Genomic DNA, 18,455 nt, shown 5'->3' with positions numbered 1-18,455 from the left:
TCGGTGGTCGAGCTTGTCGAGACCTCCGCGGCCCGGGCTGGGTGCCGTCCCTGCGGTCATCTCGACAGGCTCGATGGGCGCTGGCCGGGCCTACCGGTGGTCGAGCTTGTCGAGACCTCCGCGGCCCGGGTTGGGTGCCGTCCCTGCGGTCATCTCGACAGGCTCGATGGGCGTTGGCCGGGCCTATCGGTGGTCGAGCTTGTCGAGACCTCCGCGGCCCGGGCTGGGTGCCGTCCCTGCGGTCATCTCGACAGGCTCGATGACGGTGTCCGGGCCTATCGGTGGTCGAGCTTGTCGAGACCTCCGCGGCCCGGGCTGGGTGCCGTCCCTGCGGAGATCTCGACAGGCTCGATGAGCGGTGTCCGGTCCCAGCCTCGGCTAAAGCGGCATCCGGGGTGCGCAGCCCGGGTCACCAGAAGGTCGCCGATGAGTCGGATGATCGCTCGTGGTCTGGTAGTGGCATGGGAAACACACCACGGTTCGACCATCTCGGGATCACCGTTGCCGACCTCGACGCCGTCACCGAGTTCTTCGTGGCGCTCGGGCTCGAGGAGGGCGGGAGGATGGAGGTCGAGGGGGAGTTCATCGACACCGTCTGTGGCATCCCGGGCGCGAAGACCGAGATCGTCGGGCTCAACTTCCCCGGCGGCGGGACCTGGCTCGAGCTGTCGAGGTTCATCCGTCCCGACCACACGGCGGGGTCACCCGAGGCGATGGCCAACGAGCTCGGGCTGCGCAACGTGGGCCTGGAGGTCGAGGACATCGAGGCCACGGTGGCCATGGCGGCCGAGCTCGGCTACGGGCTGGTGGGCGGGATCGGGGAGTACGAAGGCATCTGGAGGATGGCCTACATCCGCGGCCCGGAGGGGCTCGTGGTGTCGGTGTCGCAGCGGATCGGCTGACGCCTACTCACCGTTGATCAGCGCGGCGCGGTAGCCGGCCAACTTGGCGCCGTCCGCACTGGCGAAGCACTCCTCGGGGTTCGTCTCCTTGTAGAAGGGATCGCCCTTCGGGAGGTGGTAGATCCACTCCTCGCCCCGGTTGCCCTTGATCGGAGCCTTCCTGGGGCAGGCGCTGACCGAGATGGGCCGGTAGGACCGCAGGTCGTGGTTGGCGCAGTAGTCGCGGTGCCTGATGTCCTGCTGGCGGTAGCGCTTCTGGCGCGGGTGCCTGTCGTAGCCGTCGGTCGAGTCGTACTTCGCCTGCGACCCCTTCTTGATCTGCCGGAGCCCGACGTCGACGCGCCCGACGTCGACGTACCGGAGCAGCCGGCCGTAGGCGTCGGTCGCGTCGTGGGAGTCCGGGAGCGTGAGGGTGACGGTCGTACCGGCAGGAGCGAGCGCCTCGGCGATCCTCGTCGCCTTCGCGTAGCCGCACTCCTTCTTGTCCGGTGCGTTGACGCCGATGAGCCGCACCGTGCCGAGGTCGGTGACGACGGTGTCGCCGTCGGCCCAGTGGTCGACCGTCGCCGTGACGGTGGTGTCGGCCAGGGCGGCCGGTACGCCGGCGAGCGAGGCCACCACCACGGCGGACGCGACCAGCAGCTTCCTCACCAGGCGAGCGTAGGGCGCTGACCACCGGTGAGGCGGGGGTTCGGCGAACTCGGTCCGCTACTAGGCTCGATGCATGACGGCTGCCGGTGCCCACCCGGAACACGACCTGGTCCTCGTCGTCGACTTCGGGGCTCAGTACGCGCAGCTGATCGCGCGGCGGGTGCGCGAGGCGCGGGTCTACTCCGAGATCGTCCCGCACACCATGCCGGTGGAGGAGATGCTGGCCCGCAACCCCAAGGCGATCGTGCTGTCCGGCGGGCCCTCGTCGGTCTACGAGGCGGGCGCCCCTGCCATCGACGACCACCTGTTCACCGCCGGCACCCCGGTCTTCGGCATGTGCTACGGCTTCCAGCTGATGGCGCAGGGGCTGGGTGGCGAGGTCGCGCACACCGGGGTCCGCGAGTACGGCCGCACGCCGGTCACGGTCAGCGAGCCCGGGACACTGCTGGCCGACGTACCCGTCGACCACAACGTCTGGATGTCTCACGGCGACTCGGTGTCGCGGGCGCCCGAGGGTTTCACCGTGCTCGCGGCGACGGCGGGGACCCCGGTGGCGGCGTTCGAGGACGTCGGCCGCGGGCTGGCCGGCGTGCAGTGGCACCCCGAGGTGCTGCACACCGAGCACGGTCAGCAGGTCCTCGAGCACTTCCTGCACGACATCGCGGGCTGCCGGCAGACCTGGACGATGCTCAACATCGTCGAGGAGCAGGTCGCCGCGATCCGCGAGCAGATCGGCGACGGCCGCGCGATCTGCGCACTGTCCGGCGGCGTCGACTCCGCGGTGGCCGCTGCGATCGTGCAGCGGGCGATCGGCGACCGGCTGACCTGTGTGTACGTCGACCACGGGATGATGCGGCTCGGCGAGACCGAGCAGGTGCGCTCGGACTTCGAGGCGGTCTTCGACACCCTCGACGTCGTCGACGCCAGCGAGCAGTTCCTGGGTGCGCTCGAGGGCATCGTCGACCCCGAGGAGAAGCGCAAGATCATCGGGCGCGAGTTCATCCGCACCTTCGAGGCCGCCGAGGCGCGGGTGTTCGGCGACGCCGGGTCGGGCGCGACGGCCTACCTCGTCCAGGGCACGCTCTACCCCGACGTGGTCGAGTCCGGCGGCGGCGCCGGCACCTCCAACATCAAGTCCCACCACAACGTCGGCGGCCTCCCCGAGGACCTGCAGTTCGAGCTGGTCGAGCCGCTGCGCACGCTGTTCAAGGACGAGGTCCGCCTCGTCGGCGAGCAGCTCGGGCTCCCCTCGACGATGGTGTGGCGCCAGCCGTTCCCCGGGCCCGGGCTCGGCATCCGGATCATCGGCGAGGTCACCAGGGGGCGGCTCGACATCCTGCGCCAAGCCGACGCCATCGCGCGTGAGGAGCTCACCCGCGCCGGCCTCGACCGCGACATCTGGCAGATGCCCGTCGTGTTGCTCGCCGACGTCCGCTCGGTCGGCGTACAAGGAGACGGCCGCACCTACGGACACCCGGTCGTGATCCGCCCGGTGACCTCCGAGGACGCCATGACCGCCGACTGGGCCCGGCTGCCCTACGACGTGCTCGAGCGGATCTCGACCCGCATCACCAACGAGGTCGCCGAGATCAACCGGGTCACGCTGGATATCACCAGCAAGCCGCCCGGCACCATCGAGTGGGAGTAGCAGCGAGACCGCTTCCCTACCTCCCTCTAACCGTCAGCCTTTGCTCACACCTAACGGTTAGGGCAGCTGCTGCCGAGCCTGGCCGGCCTGGTCCTGGGCACCGGTTGCGGCGTCGTCCTGTTCCACACGCTGTCGGCCGCGCCACCCATCGGTCCACCCTGGGGCCAGCTGGCGGGGCTCGGCCTGCTGACCGTGCTCCTCGTAGTCGTGCTCACCGCACTGCCCGCCCGGCTCGAGGGACGGCGCCCCCTCGCGGCCGTGCTGCGCGACGCCTGAGCATGCGCCGGCCGGGTCGACCGAGCTCATCGAGCGTGCCCGCAGACGAGTGATCGACGCGCCCCGCCAGAGCCGGCCAGTCGCCGCCTGCCCTACGGGCGCACCTGGATGACCGTCTTGCCCTTGCGCCGCTCGCTGGAGCTGAAGGTCGCGACGGCGTCGTCGAGGGACGCAACGGTGCCGATGCTGGTGCGCAGCCGGCCGTCGGCCACGCGCGTCACGATCTCGACGAGCTGGTCGCGGTCGGCCTCGACGACGAAGTCCACCGCCCGGCCGTTCGCCGGTTCCGCCTCGACCGGGCCCACGATTGACACGAGGGTGCCGCCGGCCTTGACCAGTGCTGCGGAGCTCTTCTGGATGTCACCGCCGATGACGTCGAAGACCAGGTCGACCTCACCGACGTCGTGCAGGGCGTCGCTCTCGAGGTCGACGAACTCCTCGGCTCCGAGCTCGAGCGCCCGCTCCCGGTCTGCAGCCCGTCCGGTGCCGATGACGTGGGCGCCCGCCTCGGCGGCGAGCTGGGTGACCATCGCCCCCACGGCGCCGGCCGCTCCGTGGGCGAGGACGCGCTGGCCCGCCTGGAGACGGCCGTGGACGAACAGTCCCTGCCACGCGGTCAGCCCGGAGATCGGCAAGGAAGCGCCGGCAACGAAGTCGACCTCGTCCGGCAACGGCGCGAGGTTGCGCGACTCGATCGCGACGTACTCGGCGAGGGTGCCATCGCGATGCCAGTCGGCGAGGCCGAACACCCGCTGTCCCACCGACAGCCCCGTCGTGCCGTAGCCGAGGGCGGTGACCACCCCCGCCAGCTCATGGCCGGGGATCGACGGCGTGCGGTCGCGGCCGGCCCGGTCGGTCCAGGTCGAGGGCCACTCGAGCTCGGTCGACACCCATCCCGACGCGTGCACCTCGACGACGACGTCGTTGATCGCTGCCGACGGCTCGGGCCGGTCCACCAGCGTCATCCCGGCCGTCCCCGCACCCTGGTCCGTCACCACGACTGCCTTCATCTGCGACATCCTCTCCTCGCCTCCAGTTCCGTTACAAGCAAGTTACGTAATCCGGCGAGTTATGGCAAGAACTTGTAACGGAACTGGTTAGGATGCGAGCCATGCCGAGAGCGCGCACAGCGACGAAGAGGCCGTCCGAGACGACCGGCTCGCGTGCCGGCGGACGTCCCCGCGACCCTGCGCTCGACGAAGCGATCATCCTGGCCACCCGCGCCCGACTGGTCCGGGACGGCTACTCGCGGATGACCCTCGGAGACATCGCGGCCGACGCGGGGGTCAGCCGGCCCACCCTCTACCGGCGGTGGAGCCACAAGCTCGACCTCGTCGCCGACGCGCTGGACTACGGCTTCCGCAAGCAGCGCGACCTGTACGACGTCGACCTGAGCGGCCTCGAGCCACGGGAGGCGTTCGTCGAGGCGGTCCGCCGCCTGGATCCGGCGTACTCCAACCCGGACGCGATGGTGCTGATGGGCAACTTCGCGGGCGAGGTGATCCATACGCCAGAGCTGCTCGAGATGCTCCGCCAGCACGCGGTCGAGCCTCGGGTGACGCTCGTCGAGAAGGTGCTGTCCGAGCTCCAGGCCAGCGGGGCCGTGTCGCAGGACATCGACAGGCACACGATCGCAACCATGTGCTTCGGAAGCTACTTCGGGGCGTTCTACCGGGGCGACCGCAGGGAGGAGATCCCCGAGAGCGTCGTCGCTGTCCTGTGGCCGGTGATCGCGGCCTGACAGGCCTTCCCAGCGAGTCGAATCAGGTCAATAGTGTCGAGTTGACAGTCGACTCGGCTGTCGAAGGCGGAAGGGTTTGGCCATGGCTTCGATCTCGACACGCGAGAGTGGGGAGATCGAGGCGGCGAACGCCTCTGGCAACACCCCAGTCGTCTTCATCCACGGGCTCTGGCTGCTGCCCAGCAGCTGGGCTACGTGGGTGGACTTCTTCAAGCATAACGGCTACGCGCCGCTCACCCCGGACTGGCCGGGCGATCCGGAGACGGTGGAGGAGGCCCGGGCGAACCCGGACGTCTTCGCCAAGAAGACGTTGGGCGAGGTCGCCGACCACACCACCGAGGTCGTCAAGGCACTGGACAAGAAGCCGGTGCTCATCGGACATTCGACCGGCGGCCTGGTCGCGCAGATGCTCGCGGGCAAGGGTCTCTCTTTCGCCACGGTGGCGATCGATCCAGGCATCTTCCGCGGCGTCCTGCCGCTGCCGGCGTCCGTACTGAAGGGCGTGGGTCCGTTCCTCCTCGACCCGCGCACGCGGGGCCGCGCGCTCACCCTCACCCTGGACCAGTTCAAGTACGGGTGGGCCAACGCGCTGGACGAGAAGGAGGCGAAGGAGCTCTACGACACCTACCACGTCGCCTGCTCCGGGCTCGCGCTCGTGCAGATGGCCAACGCGAACCTCAACCCCTGGACCGAGGCCAAGGTGGACACGAAGCACCCCGACCGTGGCCCGCTGCTGATCATGGACGGCGAGAAGGACCACACCGTGCCCTGGGCGATCGCCAACGCGGCGTACAAGAGGCAGAGGCACAACCCGGGCGTGACAGAGATCGTCAAGGTCCCGAACCGCGGTCACTCCCTCACGATCGACCACGGCTGGCAGGAGGTCGCCCAGACCTCACTCGACTTCCTCAAGCGGGTCGGCTGATCGCGGTCTACGTCACAGGCCGATCTGGTTGACCGCGTAGGTCGCCTCTTCCACGGTGAACTGCTCGCCGTACGGACTCGACAGCTGGTCGATGAGTCCTTGGCGAGAGAAGGAGGAGAAGTCCAGATAGGACTTCCCGGAGCGGACCGCCTGCTGCTTCCAGTCAGCGCCGAGCTGGTCGACGGCCCAGGTGGCGTCCGCGACCTTGAAGCCCTCGCCATACTCCGACGACAGCTGGTCGATGAGGCCCTGGCGGCTGAACGCTGACATGTCCAGGTAGCTCTCAGCGCTCTCCAGGGCATTCTCCATGGCCAGCGTGATCTCCGATCGGCTCGGATCGCTCGGGAACGCGTCAACCGAGTCGGCAACGAGGTCGCCGTCAGTGTCCTGGTGGTACTTGGGGTCCTTCGGGAAGGCGTCGAGTCGATCCGCGACCCCGTCGCCGTCGGTGTCCTTGCTGAACTTCGGGTCCTCGGGGAAGTCGTCGTTCGGGTCCGGTACGCCGTCGCCGTCGGTGTCGACGTCCATCGCCGTCTGCACCTTTGGATCGGCAGGCAAGAAGTCGTCTTCGTCGTTGACGCCGTCGCCGTCGGTGTCGACAGGTGCAGGAGTCGTCGCTGGTTCGGAGACGGGGGACGGTGCGGTCGTCGCGACGGCATCGTGATCCGACCCGCCGGACGCGACGGGGTGGTGATCCGTGTTGTCCGAGCCTCCGCTACCGCTTGCAGCGCCGGCGACGACGAAGATGACAAGAAGAGCTCCTACGCCGCTGAGGATCGGGTGGCGCAGGAACCAGTTCCGTCGAGCTGGAGCTGCTGCGGTCCCCGGCGTGCCAGCACCTACGCCTGACCTCGTCGCGCCGGCCAAGTCGTGACCGGGGCGAAAGAGGGGTGCGGTGTGCTCTGTCCAGGCATTGCCGTCCCAGTACCGCTGCTGCCCCGGCACCTGTGGGTCTGGAAACCAGCCAGGCGGAGTCGTCTTGCTCATGCTGTCTCCCCGTAAGTCGTCTTGCAGCGCAGCCTGAAGCGCTCGCCCGCGCACGATAGGCACGGTTGGCCCCAGAGCAGGTCCCGATCAGTCACGGATGCTCAGTTCGAACTACTCCGACGCCCGAAGCGATGGCCCTGATGGGCTTCAGCAACCACACATCCGGGTGACCCACCACGCGGCGGAAAGGGTCAGGTCTCGTCTCCGGATCGTCGCCCGCTGTTGCGTAGACACCTCGTATCGGTGTCACATGGGGCGGCACCTCGTCGACCTCTGGAGACTTGAATTGGCACGCCCCTTCGCCCGCGCCTGCTCGTGGGCTGCCCTGCTCGCCGTTCTGGCCGTCCCCAGCGCTCCGGCATTGTCATCTTCGCCGGCGGATGCTGCGCCGCACGCCGGCAAGGTCCGTGGCATCCACGTCCAGCGCGGTGGACCGGACCGACAGGTCACCTTCCGGACCGCCCGGTTCGGCGAGGCGTTCCTCGACCTGAGCGTCGCCGCGCGCAAGGTCTCCTGGGGCAAGCCGGGGCACGAGTCGGCGGTGGTGTCGCTGTTCGTGGACGGTCATTACGCCACCGATGTGGTGATCACCTCCAACCAGCCGACGACCCGCGAGTTCGCGCTCGGCTCCCTCGCCGCCGGCGTGCACAGGCTCCGGGTCCACTACTCCGCACCTCGCTCGGCGCGCCAAGCGGGGGCGGCGACCCTGCGGCACCTGCAGGTCCACACCGTCTCCAAGAAGAGCCCGGAGTACGCCGCCGCGCGGTACGCGCCGGTGTTGTACGGCCGCAACGTGACGGGCCTGGGCGGGCGGTTCCAGAGCGCCGTGACGGACACCCCGTTGGTGGCCTGGCACGAGATCACCCCGGCGGCCAAGCGTGGTCACTCGATCATCGAGTACTCCGTGGTCTGGAGCAACGAGGACGGCGGCACCGACACCCCGGGGCTGATGGCTCGCTGGGGTCGCACCACCGACATCGAGTGGGTCTACCGCGTGGAGGTCAACCGGGCCGGCCACCGCGTCCGCGCGTCGGGCGTCTACCAGGCGAGCGGCCACCAGACCCTGCGCTTCAAGGGCCGGTACGACGGCACGCACCCGCTGCTGGAGACCTGCACGTCGAACAACAACATGTGCGACACGGTGGACGACCCGATGCGCTTCGCGCTCTCGACGCGTGATGTCCGGCCCGTCGAGCAGCCTCGTGAGTACCTCATGGACACCCATCCCTGGACCTACCAGGTCATGGCGCAGGAGATGCTGCGCGAGCACAAGATCGAGACTCCTTCCGACCCGGCCACCCCGGCGGTCGGTGACCAGCGCAGCTACCTCTACGTGGCGTTCGACCACGACACCACCCCGGCCGCGGCGCAGGCCGGAGTGGGGCTGGCCGTCGACGTCCGGCTCGCGGGTGACCCGACGACGTACTCCTCGGACCACCAGGTCCCGGAGTGGAGCGTCAACCGCGACGTCCCGGCCGCCACCACCGTGGAGCTGCCCGTCGGCACCACGCCCGCCGACGTGGTCTCGGCGTCGGTACGGCGGGTCCCGATCGGTCTGAGCGACAACGGCGCCACGCTCACCGTGACCGACATCGACCGCGCGTTCTTCCTCGGTCCCGACTACCTGCCGCAGGCCTCCTTCGTCTCCTGGCACGGCAGCCAGCAGCTGACCGCTGCCTCACCGACCGCGGTGCTGTGGCCGGCGGGCGCCGTCAGCTGATCCCCGCCAGCGGCCCGGAGACGCGGAAGGCTCGACACCTTGGCATGCCGCGGGGAAGAATCCAGGCAACTGGCTGATCAGTCAGTAAGAGAGATCCTCCGGGGGGCTACGTGAACTTCGACCCGACCGATCCGGCACGACGCCGCAGGGAATCGAGACCACAGCTCGCCCGTCGCGACGTGCTGCGGGGCGGCCTCTGGCTCAGCGTCGGGCTGGGGGCGGCACCGCTTCTCGCTGCCTGTGGAGGCGACGACTCGCCGCAGGCACAGAACGGCGGCGCCCCCTATCCGCTAGCTCGGCCCGACAGTCCGGTGACCTTGCCGATCAAGGACAGCAACCCACCCATCGATGACGGACTCGATCCGGAGACGGGTGGGGCCTTCAAGATCCTGAACTACGACCAGTACATGGCCCCGGGGGTCATGAAGACCTTCGGCAAGCAGCACGGCGTCGACGTTCAGGTGACGCCGTACAGCAACTACGACGAGATGCTGGCGAAGATCCGCGCACCGGGTGAGTCGTTCGACCTCGTCTTTCCTGGTCCCAGCGTGATGAGCAAGATGGTGTACACCGAGCTGCTCCAGCCGCTCAACCACTCCTACGTGCCCAACCTCCAGAACGTCTGGCCGGAGTACCAGGATCCCTGGTATGACCGGGGGGCCCAGTACAGCGTGCCGTACACGATCTACGGCACGGGCGTGCTCTATCGCGCAGACCGGGTGTCGAGCGTTCCGCCGAACGGCTACGACCTGATCTGGGACGAGCAGTACTCCGGCAAGGTCTACCTGCTCGACGACATGCAGGAAGCGATCGGCATGTCGCTGCTGCGCAACAAGATCAGCACCGACATCAACACGAGTGATCCCAACCTCGTCCGCAAGGCCACCGACTCGCTGACCGAGCTGATCGATCTGGTGAAGATCCAGACGAACGTCAATGCCTACTCCGAAGTCCCCGAGGGCACCGCGACGATCCACCAGGCGTGGTCCGGCGACGCCATCGCCGGTCAGTACTACCTGCCCAAGGGTGAGACCACCGACGTCTTGGCGTACTGGCGGCCTGACGACCCATCGGAGCGCGTCATCGGAAGCGACAACATCGCGATTCCCAAGAGTGCGACCAAGCCCGTGCTCGCACATCTGCTGATCAACGACCTGCTCGACAACGAGATCGGTCTGCGCAACTTCGGGTTCAACGGCTACCAGCCGCCGCTGACCAAGCTGTCCGCCCAGTACCTGATCGACCAGGGCTACATACCGCAGAACCTGATGAGCGCCGTCGTGCTGCCCGAGGACTTCACGAGCGGGCTCACGTTCTACGAGGTCAGTCCGAGCACCGAGGCGCTCTGGCGTCAGGCCTGGTCAGAGTTCAAGGCCGGTGGCTGAGCCGAAAGCCGACCACACCGGCGCGACACGGCGGTTGTGGCCGGCGCTCGCACTCCCGGGCACGTTCTGGCTCATCGCGCTGTTCCTGGTGCCCGTCTACGCCGTCATGGCCGTCGCCTTCAGCGGGAGCATCAACATCTTCGGGGAGCCGCTCCCGGCGTGGAATCCGCTCGACTGGCAGTTCGCCACGTTCAACGAGGTGGTCTCGGACTCGATCTCCGGTCCGTACCGCGAGGTGTGGATCCGCACCGCGATGTACACCCTCTGGGCGCTGCTGATCTGCATCGTCGTCGGGTATCCGGTTGCGTACTACACGGCCCGCCTGGCCGGGAAGAGGCGGGGCCTGGTCCTGGCCCTGATCCTCGCGCCCTGGTGGATCAACTACATCACCCGCATGCTCGCCTGGGTCAACCTGCTGCAGGACGACGGATACGTCAACAAGGTGCTGGGCGTCTTCGACGTGGGGCCGGTCTCCTGGCTGGCCGGCAACCCGTACACCGTCGTGATCGCGCTCGCCTACGGCTACCTGCCGTTCTTCATCATTCCGCTGTTCGCATCGCTGGACAGGATCGACCAGCGGCTGCTCGAGGCATCGCGCGACCTCGGAGTTGGCATGGTCCGCACCTTCGTGCACGTGACCCTGCCGTTGTCGAAGCTGGGCTTGATCACCGCGGTCGTCATCACGGCTCTTCCCATGGCCGGTGACTACTACACCAACACGATCGTGTCCGGGTCGCCGAGCACCACCATGATCGGGAACCAGATCGAGCTGTTCCTCCTGCAGGGCCCCCAGAAGAACTACGGCGCCGCCCTCGTGCTGCTGCTCTCGCTCGTCCTGATGTTCTTCATGGCCTATTACCTCGTCCTGACCCAACGCGCGAGCAGGGATGCCCGATGACGCTCACGAAGGTTCCCGGCAGCGCCGCCACCAGACCTGCTCCAGCCAGGAGATGGGTGCCCCCGTGGCGCAATCCCTGGCGCCGTCCGTACGTGCTCGCCACGATCACGTGGCTGTACATCCTGTGGTCGCTCCTGCCCGTCCTGATCGCGGTCCAGTTCTCGTTCAACGACGGCCGGTCGCGAAGCACCTGGCAGGGCTTCTCCACGCAGTGGTACTGCTGCGCCGAGGGGTCGGTGGGCGAGGACCCCAGCTTGCTGCTGGCCCTGCAGAACAGCCTGATCCTTGGTGTGGCGACAGTCCTGGTGGCCACGCCCCTCGGCGTGATGCTCGCGTTGGGGCTCACCCGGTGGCGCTCGCGGAGCAGCAAGGTGGCCAACGGCATCGCGCTGGTCCCGCTGGTCACCCCGGAGCTGGTGGTCGGCTCGGCGCTCTACCTGGTGATGGTCAACCTGTACCAGTTCGTCCCGCTGGGGCGGCCGGCCATGCTGCTGGGCCACGTGACCTTCTCGGTCTCCTACGTGCTCGTGGTCGTTCGGTCGAGGCTGCTGGCCATCGGCGGGGACTTCGAGGAGGCGGGCCAGGACCTCGGTGCGAGCCCGCTCCAGGCAATCCGCACGATCCTGATCCCTCTCCTCATGCCGTCGATCTTCGCGTCGTCGATGCTGGTGTTCGCCACGTCGCTCGACGACTTCGTGGTCAGCCAGTTCCTCTTCGGCGACGCGGCGAACGTCACCGTTCCCATCAAGCTGTACAACGCCGTCCGGTCAGCCCCGACCCCGGCGCTCAACGCCCTGGCCACGCTGCTTCTCGTGGCGTCGTTCCTCGCCCTGATCCTCGCGTACGTCGGGCTGCGGGCGGCGCGGCGGCGGGGCTCGCGCTCGGCCCTCGAGGACCTCGCCGACTACGGCTGACCGTCACCCGACGATGGATCAGCCGTCGCCGGCGAGCGCGGCCGGCGCGTGGTCCATCGAGGCAGCCAGCACCCGGAGCGACTGCGATGGCAGGTGCACGGTGACAGGCTGCCCGGTGGCCAGGCTGTGACGTCCCGAGCTGTTCGTGACCAGCGACTGCAGCACCGCACCGTGCGGGAGACGGATGGCCAACTGGGTCGTGGACCCCAGGAACACGACGCCGTCGACCATGCCCGGGATCCGGTTGGCGCCGGTGAGACCGGGCTCCTGCACCTCGACGCACTCCGGACGGATGACTGCCCGGCGTGCTGTCGAGTCGCCGCCGACCGGAGCCTGCGCCTCGAGGGTGAAGTCGCCGTACCGGACGGTGCGGGTCGGCGCGCTGCCCGGGAGGCACTCGATGTCCAGCAAGTTGGCCACGCCCAGGAAGTCCGCGACGAACTCCGTGAGCGGTTCCTGGTAGACCTCCTGCGGTGTCCCGAGCTGGACGATCCGGCCACGGTCCATGACGGCGAGCCGGGCCGACATCTCGAGGGCTTCCTCCTGGTCGTGTGTGACGAAGACGAAGGTGATGCCCACCTCGCGCTGCAGCGAGGCCAGCTCCGCTCGCAGTGAGATCCGGAGCTTCGCATCGAGGGCACCCAGCGGCTCGTCGAGGAGGAGCACCGACGGCTCGAGGACCAGCGCCCGGGCGAGGGCAACGCGCTGTTGCTGTCCTCCCGACATCTGGTGCGGGCGACGCTGGGCGTACTCGGTGAGCCGGACCAGCTCCAGCGCCTGCGCGACGCGTGCGTCCCGGGTTCGCTTGTCGAGGTCCTTGCGCCACCGCAGGCCGTAGGCGACGTTCTTGTGCACGTCGAGATGCGGGAAGAGCGCGTAGCTCTGGAAGACCGTGTTGACCGGGCGCTTGTGAGGAGGGCTCTGCGCGACGTCGACCCCGTCGAGGAAGATGTGGCCGTCGGTCGGCTGCTCGAACCCGCCCAGCATGCGCAGCGTGGTGGTCTTTCCGCAGCCCGACGGGCCAAGGAGAGTGAAGAACTCCCCGGGCTCGATCTCGAGGTCGATGCCGTCGACGGCGGTGGCGCCGTCGAACTCCTTGCGGAGACCGACGATCGAGATCGCTCCGCCACTGGTTCGCTGGGATCCGGTTTCGCCGCGCGGCATGCGTCGGAGTCTAGGCACAGGCACGTGGGGTTCTTCGTTGTCAGGGTCGAGGTCACGCCGCCCAAGAGCGAGCGACGTCTCGCGCGACTCGATCAGAGCCGAGAGGGGGCAGCGGTTCGAGGCGAGCCACGGCGGGTCAAGTACCCGGCGGCCCACATCGCCGCGGCGGTCACGACACCCCACGCGGCCGTGCCCCATCCTGCCGTCTCGCCAACACTGCCAAGCAAGTCGGGGTGAGTCGCGCAGAAGACCCCGAACCACACTGCCGAGGCAGCCGGCGGCACTACCGCGAACCACCAGCCGGTGACCCGGTGTGCCATCGCCAGCAACGCCACCGCCGCGGCCGCCGGGATCGCGAGCGCGAACCCGGCTTGCATGGGCAGGTGCATCAAGCCCCAGGTGTCGTCGTCGTCGGGCGCACCGTCACGCGCGGTGCCGAGGACATCCCATGCGTGCGCCAACCCCGCGACCAAGCCGAGCGCCACGAGTACGCCAATCGGCCAGAACCCGGGGGTCGCAGCCAATGGGCGCATCGACCAGCGCGGCCGTGGAAGCCACATCCGCGGGAAGGCACCTGATGCCGCCACCAGGAACGCCACGAAGATCTGACCCGGCGCGGGAGCCGCGACGCCGGCCAACAGGACTCCCGTCGCCACCGCGGCGATCTGCGGCCCAACCCACCCCGTTGGTCGGACCGCCCAAGCGATCAGCGGCACCGGAAGCAAGACGGTGTACAGCAAGCCCCAGCTCGTCGCCACGACCCTGGTCGGGTTCCAGTCGTATTCGTCGGGGAACTTGGACGGGAAGATGCCCACCATCAGGTCGATGACCCCGAAGAACAACACGGCCCACCACAAGGCCACGGCGATCGCGCCCAGCCGAGACCCCAGCGCCCGCTCCGCGCCCTCCGCTCCTGCCGTGGTGGCCATGGGCCCATTGTCTACCGGGCGGGCTCGCCTCTCATCCGAAGGTTCCGCGGGTCCAACACGCGGCGGTGTGACTCACTCGGTGCGAGCGTTGGTCGCGCCATGTGTGCGCTTGGCTGCATGGTCGGGCGTGAGCCCGTTGCTTTGAGAAAGGGTCGCGCTTGCTCGAAAGGCTGCGGCGAGCCGCGGCCGCGATCCGGCGACGCGTGCGCTGCCCGCGACTCCACCCGTGACTTCGTCAGTGCGTGGCTCTCAAGGAGGCGATCAGTTCAAGTACCGGACCTCGACTGCATCGATCGTGCCGTTGAAGGGGAACGGGGCTCGGTCGTAGTAGTCCAGGGAGACCGGTCCGCCGAGGCAGGTGCCGATGTCGAGGCAGTCGTTCGCGGTGAACAGCAGGGGGGCGCTGACCGGGACCTGCCCGGACGCGACGACGTCTCCGTCGGCCAGGAGCGTGATGTCCAGTGGGCCGCCGGGACGGGCCTCGGCGTACACGGTCTGGATCTCGATCTTGACCTGCCCGGAAGGCAGCGGTTCGGCTGAGCGGATCTTGGTGCGCATCAGGATGAAGCAGTTGTACTCGTAGCACAGGTAGCCCTCGTCCATGAAGCAGGTCAGACCGCCACCCGCGCCGCCAAGTGCGTAAAGGACACCGCTTGCGCCGTCGGGCAGGTGGGCGTCGATGAGAACGGTGTTGGCTCTGTTGCCCAACGCGGGCGCGCAGAACTCCGGCATCCGCACGATGTCACCGGTAAAGGTCCACTCGCGGTAGGGCGTGGAGATTCGCATCTCTGGGTGGAAGACCGGGACCCAGAGCCCGCCACCGATCGGGTAGACGCTGTTGCGGGCCGCCTCGATCGCGAAGGTCTCCTTCAGCTGAGCTAGCTTCTCGGGTTCCTCAGCCGCCAGGTCGTAGGACTGGGTCCAGTCCTCGTCGAGGTGGTACAGCTCCCACACGTCCTGGTCTGGCGTCCACTCCAGGATGCCTTCGGGAACACCGGGGACCCACGGCGCCCGTGGTCCGAACGCGGACGCCATCCAGCCGTCGTGGTAGATCGCCCGGCTTCCCATGATCTCGAAGTACTGCGTATGTAGCCGTCCCTCGGCGTCGGGGTCGTCGAACGTGTAGGCCAGGCTTACACCGTCGAGGGGTTGCTGCTCGACGCCGCGGACTACACGCGGCGGGGTGATTCCCAGGACTTCGTAGATGGTGGGGACAAGATCGTTGCAGTGGTGGAACTGGCTCCGTGGTTCGGTCTGGGGTGTGATGCGGTCGGGCCAGCGCACCACCATGGGGTTGCGGGTCCCGCCCAGGTGTGACGCGAGCAGCTTCATTCCCTTGTACGGGGTGCTGCCGGCCCACGCCCAACCTGCGTGGTACTGATTGTCGGTCTTCGGGGAGCCGAGCACGTCCAGCCCGCCGAGCTCGTCCAGCGCTTTGATGTGCATGTCGATAGTGGTGGGGATGCCGTTCTGGGCCAGCAGCTCGCTGATGGTGCCGTTCTGACCCTCGCCCGATGAGCCGTTGTCTCCCCAGATGTAGAAGATCAGGGTGTCCTCGCCGTACCCGAGCCGTTCGAGCTCGTCGACGAGTCGCCCGACCTGGACGTCGACGTGCTCTGCGAAGCCGGCGGCGACTTCCATGAGACGTCGTTGGAAGGGACGCTCGCCCTCGGGGATGTCGTCCCAGGCAGGCAGCCGTGGGTCGCGCGGTGTCAGCGCAGCGTTTTGCGGGATCCAGCCTGAGTCCTTCGCCCGCTCGAAGACGCGCTCGCGGTAGGCGTCCCACCCGTCGTCGAAGGCTCCGGCGTACTTGTCCGCCCATTCCTTCATGACGTGGTGCGGGCCGTGCAGGCAACCGCTGGCCCAGTACATGAAGAACGGCTTGTCCTGCTCGAAGGACTTGTGCCTACGCAGCCAGCCGATGGCGTCGTCGGCGAGGTCCTCGCTCAGGTGATAGCCCTCGTCGGCTCGCTTGGGCGGCAGCACGCTGGTGGTGTTGCGCACGAGGTTGGGCTCGTACTGCGATGCCTCGCCCGCCAGGAAGCCGTAGAAGTACTCGAATCCCTTGCCGGTCGGCCAGTTGTGGAAGGGACCTGAGGGGGTGGTCTCCTCGGCCGGCGTGTTGTGCCACTTGCCGAACGCTGCGGTCGAGTATCCGTAGTCGGTCAGCACTTCAGCGGCCAGCGCCGTGCTGCTCGGGATGTGGCCTGAGTAGCCGTCCCAGTCGTTGGCCAGCTCGGCGATCTGGCCATTGCCGATCCGGTGGTGGTTGCGGCCGGTCAGCAGTGAGGCCCGGGTCGGTGAGCACATCGCGGTGGTGTGGAACCGGTTGTAGCTGATACCCCCGTCGCGAATCCGGGACAACGTGTCCGTGCGGACCTCTCCGCCGAACGTGCTCGGCAAGCCCGGCCCGGCATCGTCGATCAGCACCACCAGAATGTTGGGGGCGTCAGCCGGTAGTCGCCGCTCCTGCACACGACGCTGATACGTCGACTCCTGCATCGTGCGCCCGGCCGTCGAGGCCGACGGAGTCGACGGAAACGGCAGCGCGTCTTGCCGCGGAAGCATGGGGAACTTGGCATTCATGAGCGGCTACTTCCTACCTAACAGATGCCAGGACCGTCGTTGCGCAAGTTCGTCCTGGCAACCGAGGACCTGCGTGCGGGCGTGCCTCACGATAGGGACGACGACACCCGAGCCGTTCACCCAAGTCGGGTGAGCAACACCCGGCCCGACCGACCGAAGTAGCAGAACGAGACCCGCGACGCGGGCGCCCTCACGCTCTTGACATCACCCACTGGGGCCGCAGCAAGTCGCGGTTGAGTTCAGAACAGATCGAGCGGCTCTGCGACCGCTCCGAAGCACCTCGGCCCATCGGGCCAGCCACCAGCCGTCGGGCCAAGCGGCCACCCGATCCGCGCCCGTTCTGGGCGAAAGACGCAGGGTGCGTCGTCGGTATCTCGGCTGACCGGATCGAGCCCGCCTGCCTGGTCCGAGTCGCGAGCACGCTTCGGTGGCGCTCACTCATCGCGTGTCGGGCTTCCGCCGCACCGGGTTCAGAGTGGTTCGGCGGTGGAGGTGTAGGTATGGCCCGTCGGGGTGGTGGTCTCGACGGTGTGTCTGGGGCCGGGGACGGTGCGGGCGGTCCAGCCATCAGCTTGTTTGGCGTAGTTGCACAGCTCGCACAGCCCCTGGCCGTTGTCCTCGGTGGTGGGGCCGCCGCGAGCTCGGGCCTCGATGTGGTCGGTGTGCCGGATCGGGGCGTCGCAGCCGGGGGTGCGGCAGACCTTGTCGCGGATCCGGATGAACTCCGCGAGCCGGCCCGCGAACAAGACGGCCGTCGAGTCCATGGCCATCAGCCTGCCGGTGGCGGGTTGTTCGTAGACCCGGCGCACCCACGCGTCCAGGCCGGTCTCGAGGCCGGTCTCGAGGCCGGTCTCGAGGTTGTCGGCGACCCAGCCGCGGATCAGCTCACCGGGCACCGGGCCGTACCCCATCACCCAGCCGGTCCCGTCCTCGTCGCCGAGGAGCACGCTGTCGCGGACCACGAGGTTGACCAGCACCGGGACCGCGCTGGCCGTCCCGGCCGGGACCGCGGCGGCGGCGGCCGGCGGAGCGGCGGCATTGGCCCAGGTCGTCTCCGCCTCCCGCCCGACGGTGTCGGTGATGCCGGCGCCGGGGTGGAGGATGCGGTCGATGAGGATGTCGGCCATCAGCTGGCCGATGCTGCGCGGGTCGCCGCCGGCCTTGGCTGCCCGAGCCGCCCGGGACAGCGTGGCGTGGACCGCGACGCCTGCCTTGAGCGGCAGCAGGGCGCTCAGGGTGGTCATCGTCTCGGGCGCCGGTCGTAGCGAGACGTGCCGGTCGGCCTCGGCGCGACGACGCCGCTTCACGACCGCGGCGGGATCGAGCTCGGCGACCGCCCGGTGCAGCCGGCCGACCAGCCGGCGCGGGGAGAGCCGCTGGACCAGCGTGGGATCCCCGCAGAGCTGTTCGTCGACCCGGGCCCGGTCCTCGGCGGTCAGGCAGCCGGTCTCGCGGGCGATCAGGGTGGCCTTGAACCCGTCGAGGTGGCCGGTCCGGAACGCCGCCCGGGTGGAGGCCAGCTCGGTGCGCAGGATCATCGCCAACCCGACCTGCCGCTGCCCGCGGGTCGGGGACTGCCGCAGCGCCAGCGCCACCTGGCTGGCCACCCCCCGGTCCCGCCGCGCAGCGGGCACCCCACGTCCGGCGGCGGCGCGGCGTTGGGAGATCACGAAGTCGGCCACGGTCTCGCACTGCGCGGCCTCGGTGGCACACCGCAGGGTCTCCAACG

15 protein-coding genes are annotated in these 18,455 nt (G+C 68.6%); 8 read left to right on the top strand and 7 right to left on the bottom strand.

The window, feature by feature from the left end; all coding sequences use genetic code 11:
- Positions 1–461 precede the first annotated feature (461 nt).
- Positions 462–902 (top strand): VOC family protein, encoded by a 441-nt coding sequence (locus tag VFV89_RS03335; RefSeq protein ID WP_329704481.1) that lies wholly within the window; start codon positions 462–464, stop codon positions 900–902.
- Between the two features lie 3 nt (positions 903–905).
- Here VFV89_RS03335 and VFV89_RS03330 read toward each other — a convergent pair whose 3' ends face one another.
- A complete protein-coding gene (locus VFV89_RS03330; protein ID WP_329704480.1) occupies positions 906–1,553 on the bottom strand; it encodes a thermonuclease family protein in 648 nt (215 codons plus the stop codon).
- A 73-nt stretch (positions 1,554–1,626) separates the two neighbouring features.
- Here VFV89_RS03330 and guaA point away from each other — a divergent pair, with 73 nt between their 5' ends.
- Positions 1,627–3,201 (top strand): glutamine-hydrolyzing GMP synthase, encoded by a 1,575-nt coding sequence (gene guaA, locus VFV89_RS03325; RefSeq protein WP_329704479.1) that lies wholly within the window; start codon positions 1,627–1,629, stop codon positions 3,199–3,201.
- A gap of 368 nt (positions 3,202–3,569) precedes the next feature.
- Here the strand turns inward: guaA and VFV89_RS03320 are convergent, their stop codons facing one another.
- Positions 3,570–4,487: an NADP-dependent oxidoreductase gene (locus VFV89_RS03320; protein ID WP_329704478.1), complete on the bottom strand. Its 918-nt coding sequence runs from the start codon at positions 4,485–4,487 to the stop codon at positions 3,570–3,572.
- A 101-nt stretch (positions 4,488–4,588) separates the two neighbouring features.
- Here VFV89_RS03320 and VFV89_RS03315 point away from each other — a divergent pair, with 101 nt between their 5' ends.
- Together VFV89_RS03315 and VFV89_RS03310 are read left to right on the top strand one after the other, a co-directional pair.
- On the top strand, positions 4,589–5,218 hold the full coding sequence (locus VFV89_RS03315; protein ID WP_329704477.1) for a TetR/AcrR family transcriptional regulator: 630 nt from the start codon (positions 4,589–4,591) through the stop codon (positions 5,216–5,218).
- A gap of 82 nt (positions 5,219–5,300) precedes the next feature.
- On the top strand, positions 5,301–6,143 hold the full coding sequence (locus tag VFV89_RS03310; RefSeq protein WP_329704476.1) for an alpha/beta hydrolase: 843 nt from the start codon (positions 5,301–5,303) through the stop codon (positions 6,141–6,143).
- A 12-nt stretch (positions 6,144–6,155) separates the two neighbouring features.
- Here VFV89_RS03310 and VFV89_RS03305 read toward each other — a convergent pair whose 3' ends face one another.
- On the bottom strand, positions 6,156–7,130 hold the full coding sequence (locus tag VFV89_RS03305; RefSeq protein WP_329704475.1) for an Ltp family lipoprotein: 975 nt from the start codon (positions 7,128–7,130) through the stop codon (positions 6,156–6,158).
- 361 nt (positions 7,131–7,491) lie between these two features.
- Between VFV89_RS03305 and VFV89_RS03300 the strand changes: the two genes are divergently transcribed.
- The 4 genes from VFV89_RS03300 to VFV89_RS03285 all read left to right on the top strand — a co-directional run bounded on the left by VFV89_RS03300 (position 7,492) and on the right by VFV89_RS03285 (position 12,047).
- The gene (locus VFV89_RS03300) at positions 7,492–8,850 is read left to right on the top strand and encodes a hypothetical protein (RefSeq protein WP_329704474.1); all 1,359 of its coding nucleotides are present in this window, start codon (positions 7,492–7,494) and stop codon (positions 8,848–8,850) included.
- Between the two features lie 311 nt (positions 8,851–9,161).
- On the top strand, positions 9,162–10,235 hold the full coding sequence (locus tag VFV89_RS03295) for a spermidine/putrescine ABC transporter substrate-binding protein (protein WP_329704473.1): 1,074 nt from the start codon (positions 9,162–9,164) through the stop codon (positions 10,233–10,235).
- A complete protein-coding gene (locus VFV89_RS03290; RefSeq protein WP_329704472.1) occupies positions 10,228–11,133 on the top strand; it encodes an ABC transporter permease in 906 nt (301 codons plus the stop codon). Before VFV89_RS03295 ends, VFV89_RS03290 begins: the two co-directional genes overlap by 8 nt.
- A complete protein-coding gene (locus tag VFV89_RS03285; protein ID WP_329704471.1) occupies positions 11,130–12,047 on the top strand; it encodes an ABC transporter permease in 918 nt (305 codons plus the stop codon). Before VFV89_RS03290 ends, VFV89_RS03285 begins: the two co-directional genes overlap by 4 nt.
- A gap of 18 nt (positions 12,048–12,065) precedes the next feature.
- On the opposite strand, the gene VFV89_RS03280 is transcribed toward VFV89_RS03285, so the two are convergent.
- The 4 genes from VFV89_RS03280 to VFV89_RS03265 form a co-directional block, all read right to left on the bottom strand.
- Complete coding sequence (locus tag VFV89_RS03280) at positions 12,066–13,211, bottom strand: ABC transporter ATP-binding protein (RefSeq protein ID WP_329704470.1); 1,146 nt, start codon at positions 13,209–13,211, stop codon at positions 12,066–12,068.
- Between the two features lie 92 nt (positions 13,212–13,303).
- Complete coding sequence (locus tag VFV89_RS03275; protein ID WP_329704469.1) at positions 13,304–14,140, bottom strand: hypothetical protein; 837 nt, start codon at positions 14,138–14,140, stop codon at positions 13,304–13,306.
- A gap of 261 nt (positions 14,141–14,401) precedes the next feature.
- The gene (locus tag VFV89_RS03270) at positions 14,402–16,726 is read right to left on the bottom strand and encodes an arylsulfatase (protein ID WP_329704468.1); all 2,325 of its coding nucleotides are present in this window, start codon (positions 16,724–16,726) and stop codon (positions 14,402–14,404) included.
- A gap of 470 nt (positions 16,727–17,196) precedes the next feature.
- On the bottom strand, positions 17,197–18,455 hold a 1,259-nt coding region (locus VFV89_RS03265), incomplete at its 5' end, for an HNH endonuclease (RefSeq protein WP_329704467.1).

This window comes from Nocardioides sp. (genome assembly GCF_036274455.1).
In the GTDB taxonomy this organism is placed as follows: Bacteria; Actinomycetota; Actinomycetes; order Propionibacteriales; family Nocardioidaceae; genus Nocardioides.
Note: the sequence above shows the minus strand (reverse complement) of the source record. Positions and strands in the feature narration are given on the sequence as shown.

Excerpts from the sequence above, each read along its gene's own strand:
- VFV89_RS03335 (WP_329704481.1), top strand. The coding sequence starts at position 462 with ATGGGAAACACACCACGGTTCGACCATCTCGGGATCACCGTTGCCGAC.
- guaA (WP_329704479.1), top strand. The coding sequence starts at position 1,627 with ATGACGGCTGCCGGTGCCCACCCGGAACACGACCTGGTCCTCGTCGTC.
- VFV89_RS03320 (WP_329704478.1), bottom strand. The coding sequence starts at position 4,487 with ATGAAGGCAGTCGTGGTGACGGACCAGGGTGCGGGGACGGCCGGGATG.
- VFV89_RS03315 (WP_329704477.1), top strand. The coding sequence starts at position 4,589 with ATGCCGAGAGCGCGCACAGCGACGAAGAGGCCGTCCGAGACGACCGGC.
- VFV89_RS03310 (WP_329704476.1), top strand. The coding sequence starts at position 5,301 with ATGGCTTCGATCTCGACACGCGAGAGTGGGGAGATCGAGGCGGCGAAC.
- VFV89_RS03305 (WP_329704475.1), bottom strand. The coding sequence starts at position 7,130 with ATGAGCAAGACGACTCCGCCTGGCTGGTTTCCAGACCCACAGGTGCCG.
- VFV89_RS03285 (WP_329704471.1), top strand. The coding sequence starts at position 11,130 with ATGACGCTCACGAAGGTTCCCGGCAGCGCCGCCACCAGACCTGCTCCA.
- VFV89_RS03280 (WP_329704470.1), bottom strand. The coding sequence starts at position 13,211 with ATGCCGCGCGGCGAAACCGGATCCCAGCGAACCAGTGGCGGAGCGATC.
- VFV89_RS03275 (WP_329704469.1), bottom strand. The coding sequence starts at position 14,140 with ATGGCCACCACGGCAGGAGCGGAGGGCGCGGAGCGGGCGCTGGGGTCT.
- VFV89_RS03270 (WP_329704468.1), bottom strand. The coding sequence starts at position 16,726 with ATGAATGCCAAGTTCCCCATGCTTCCGCGGCAAGACGCGCTGCCGTTT.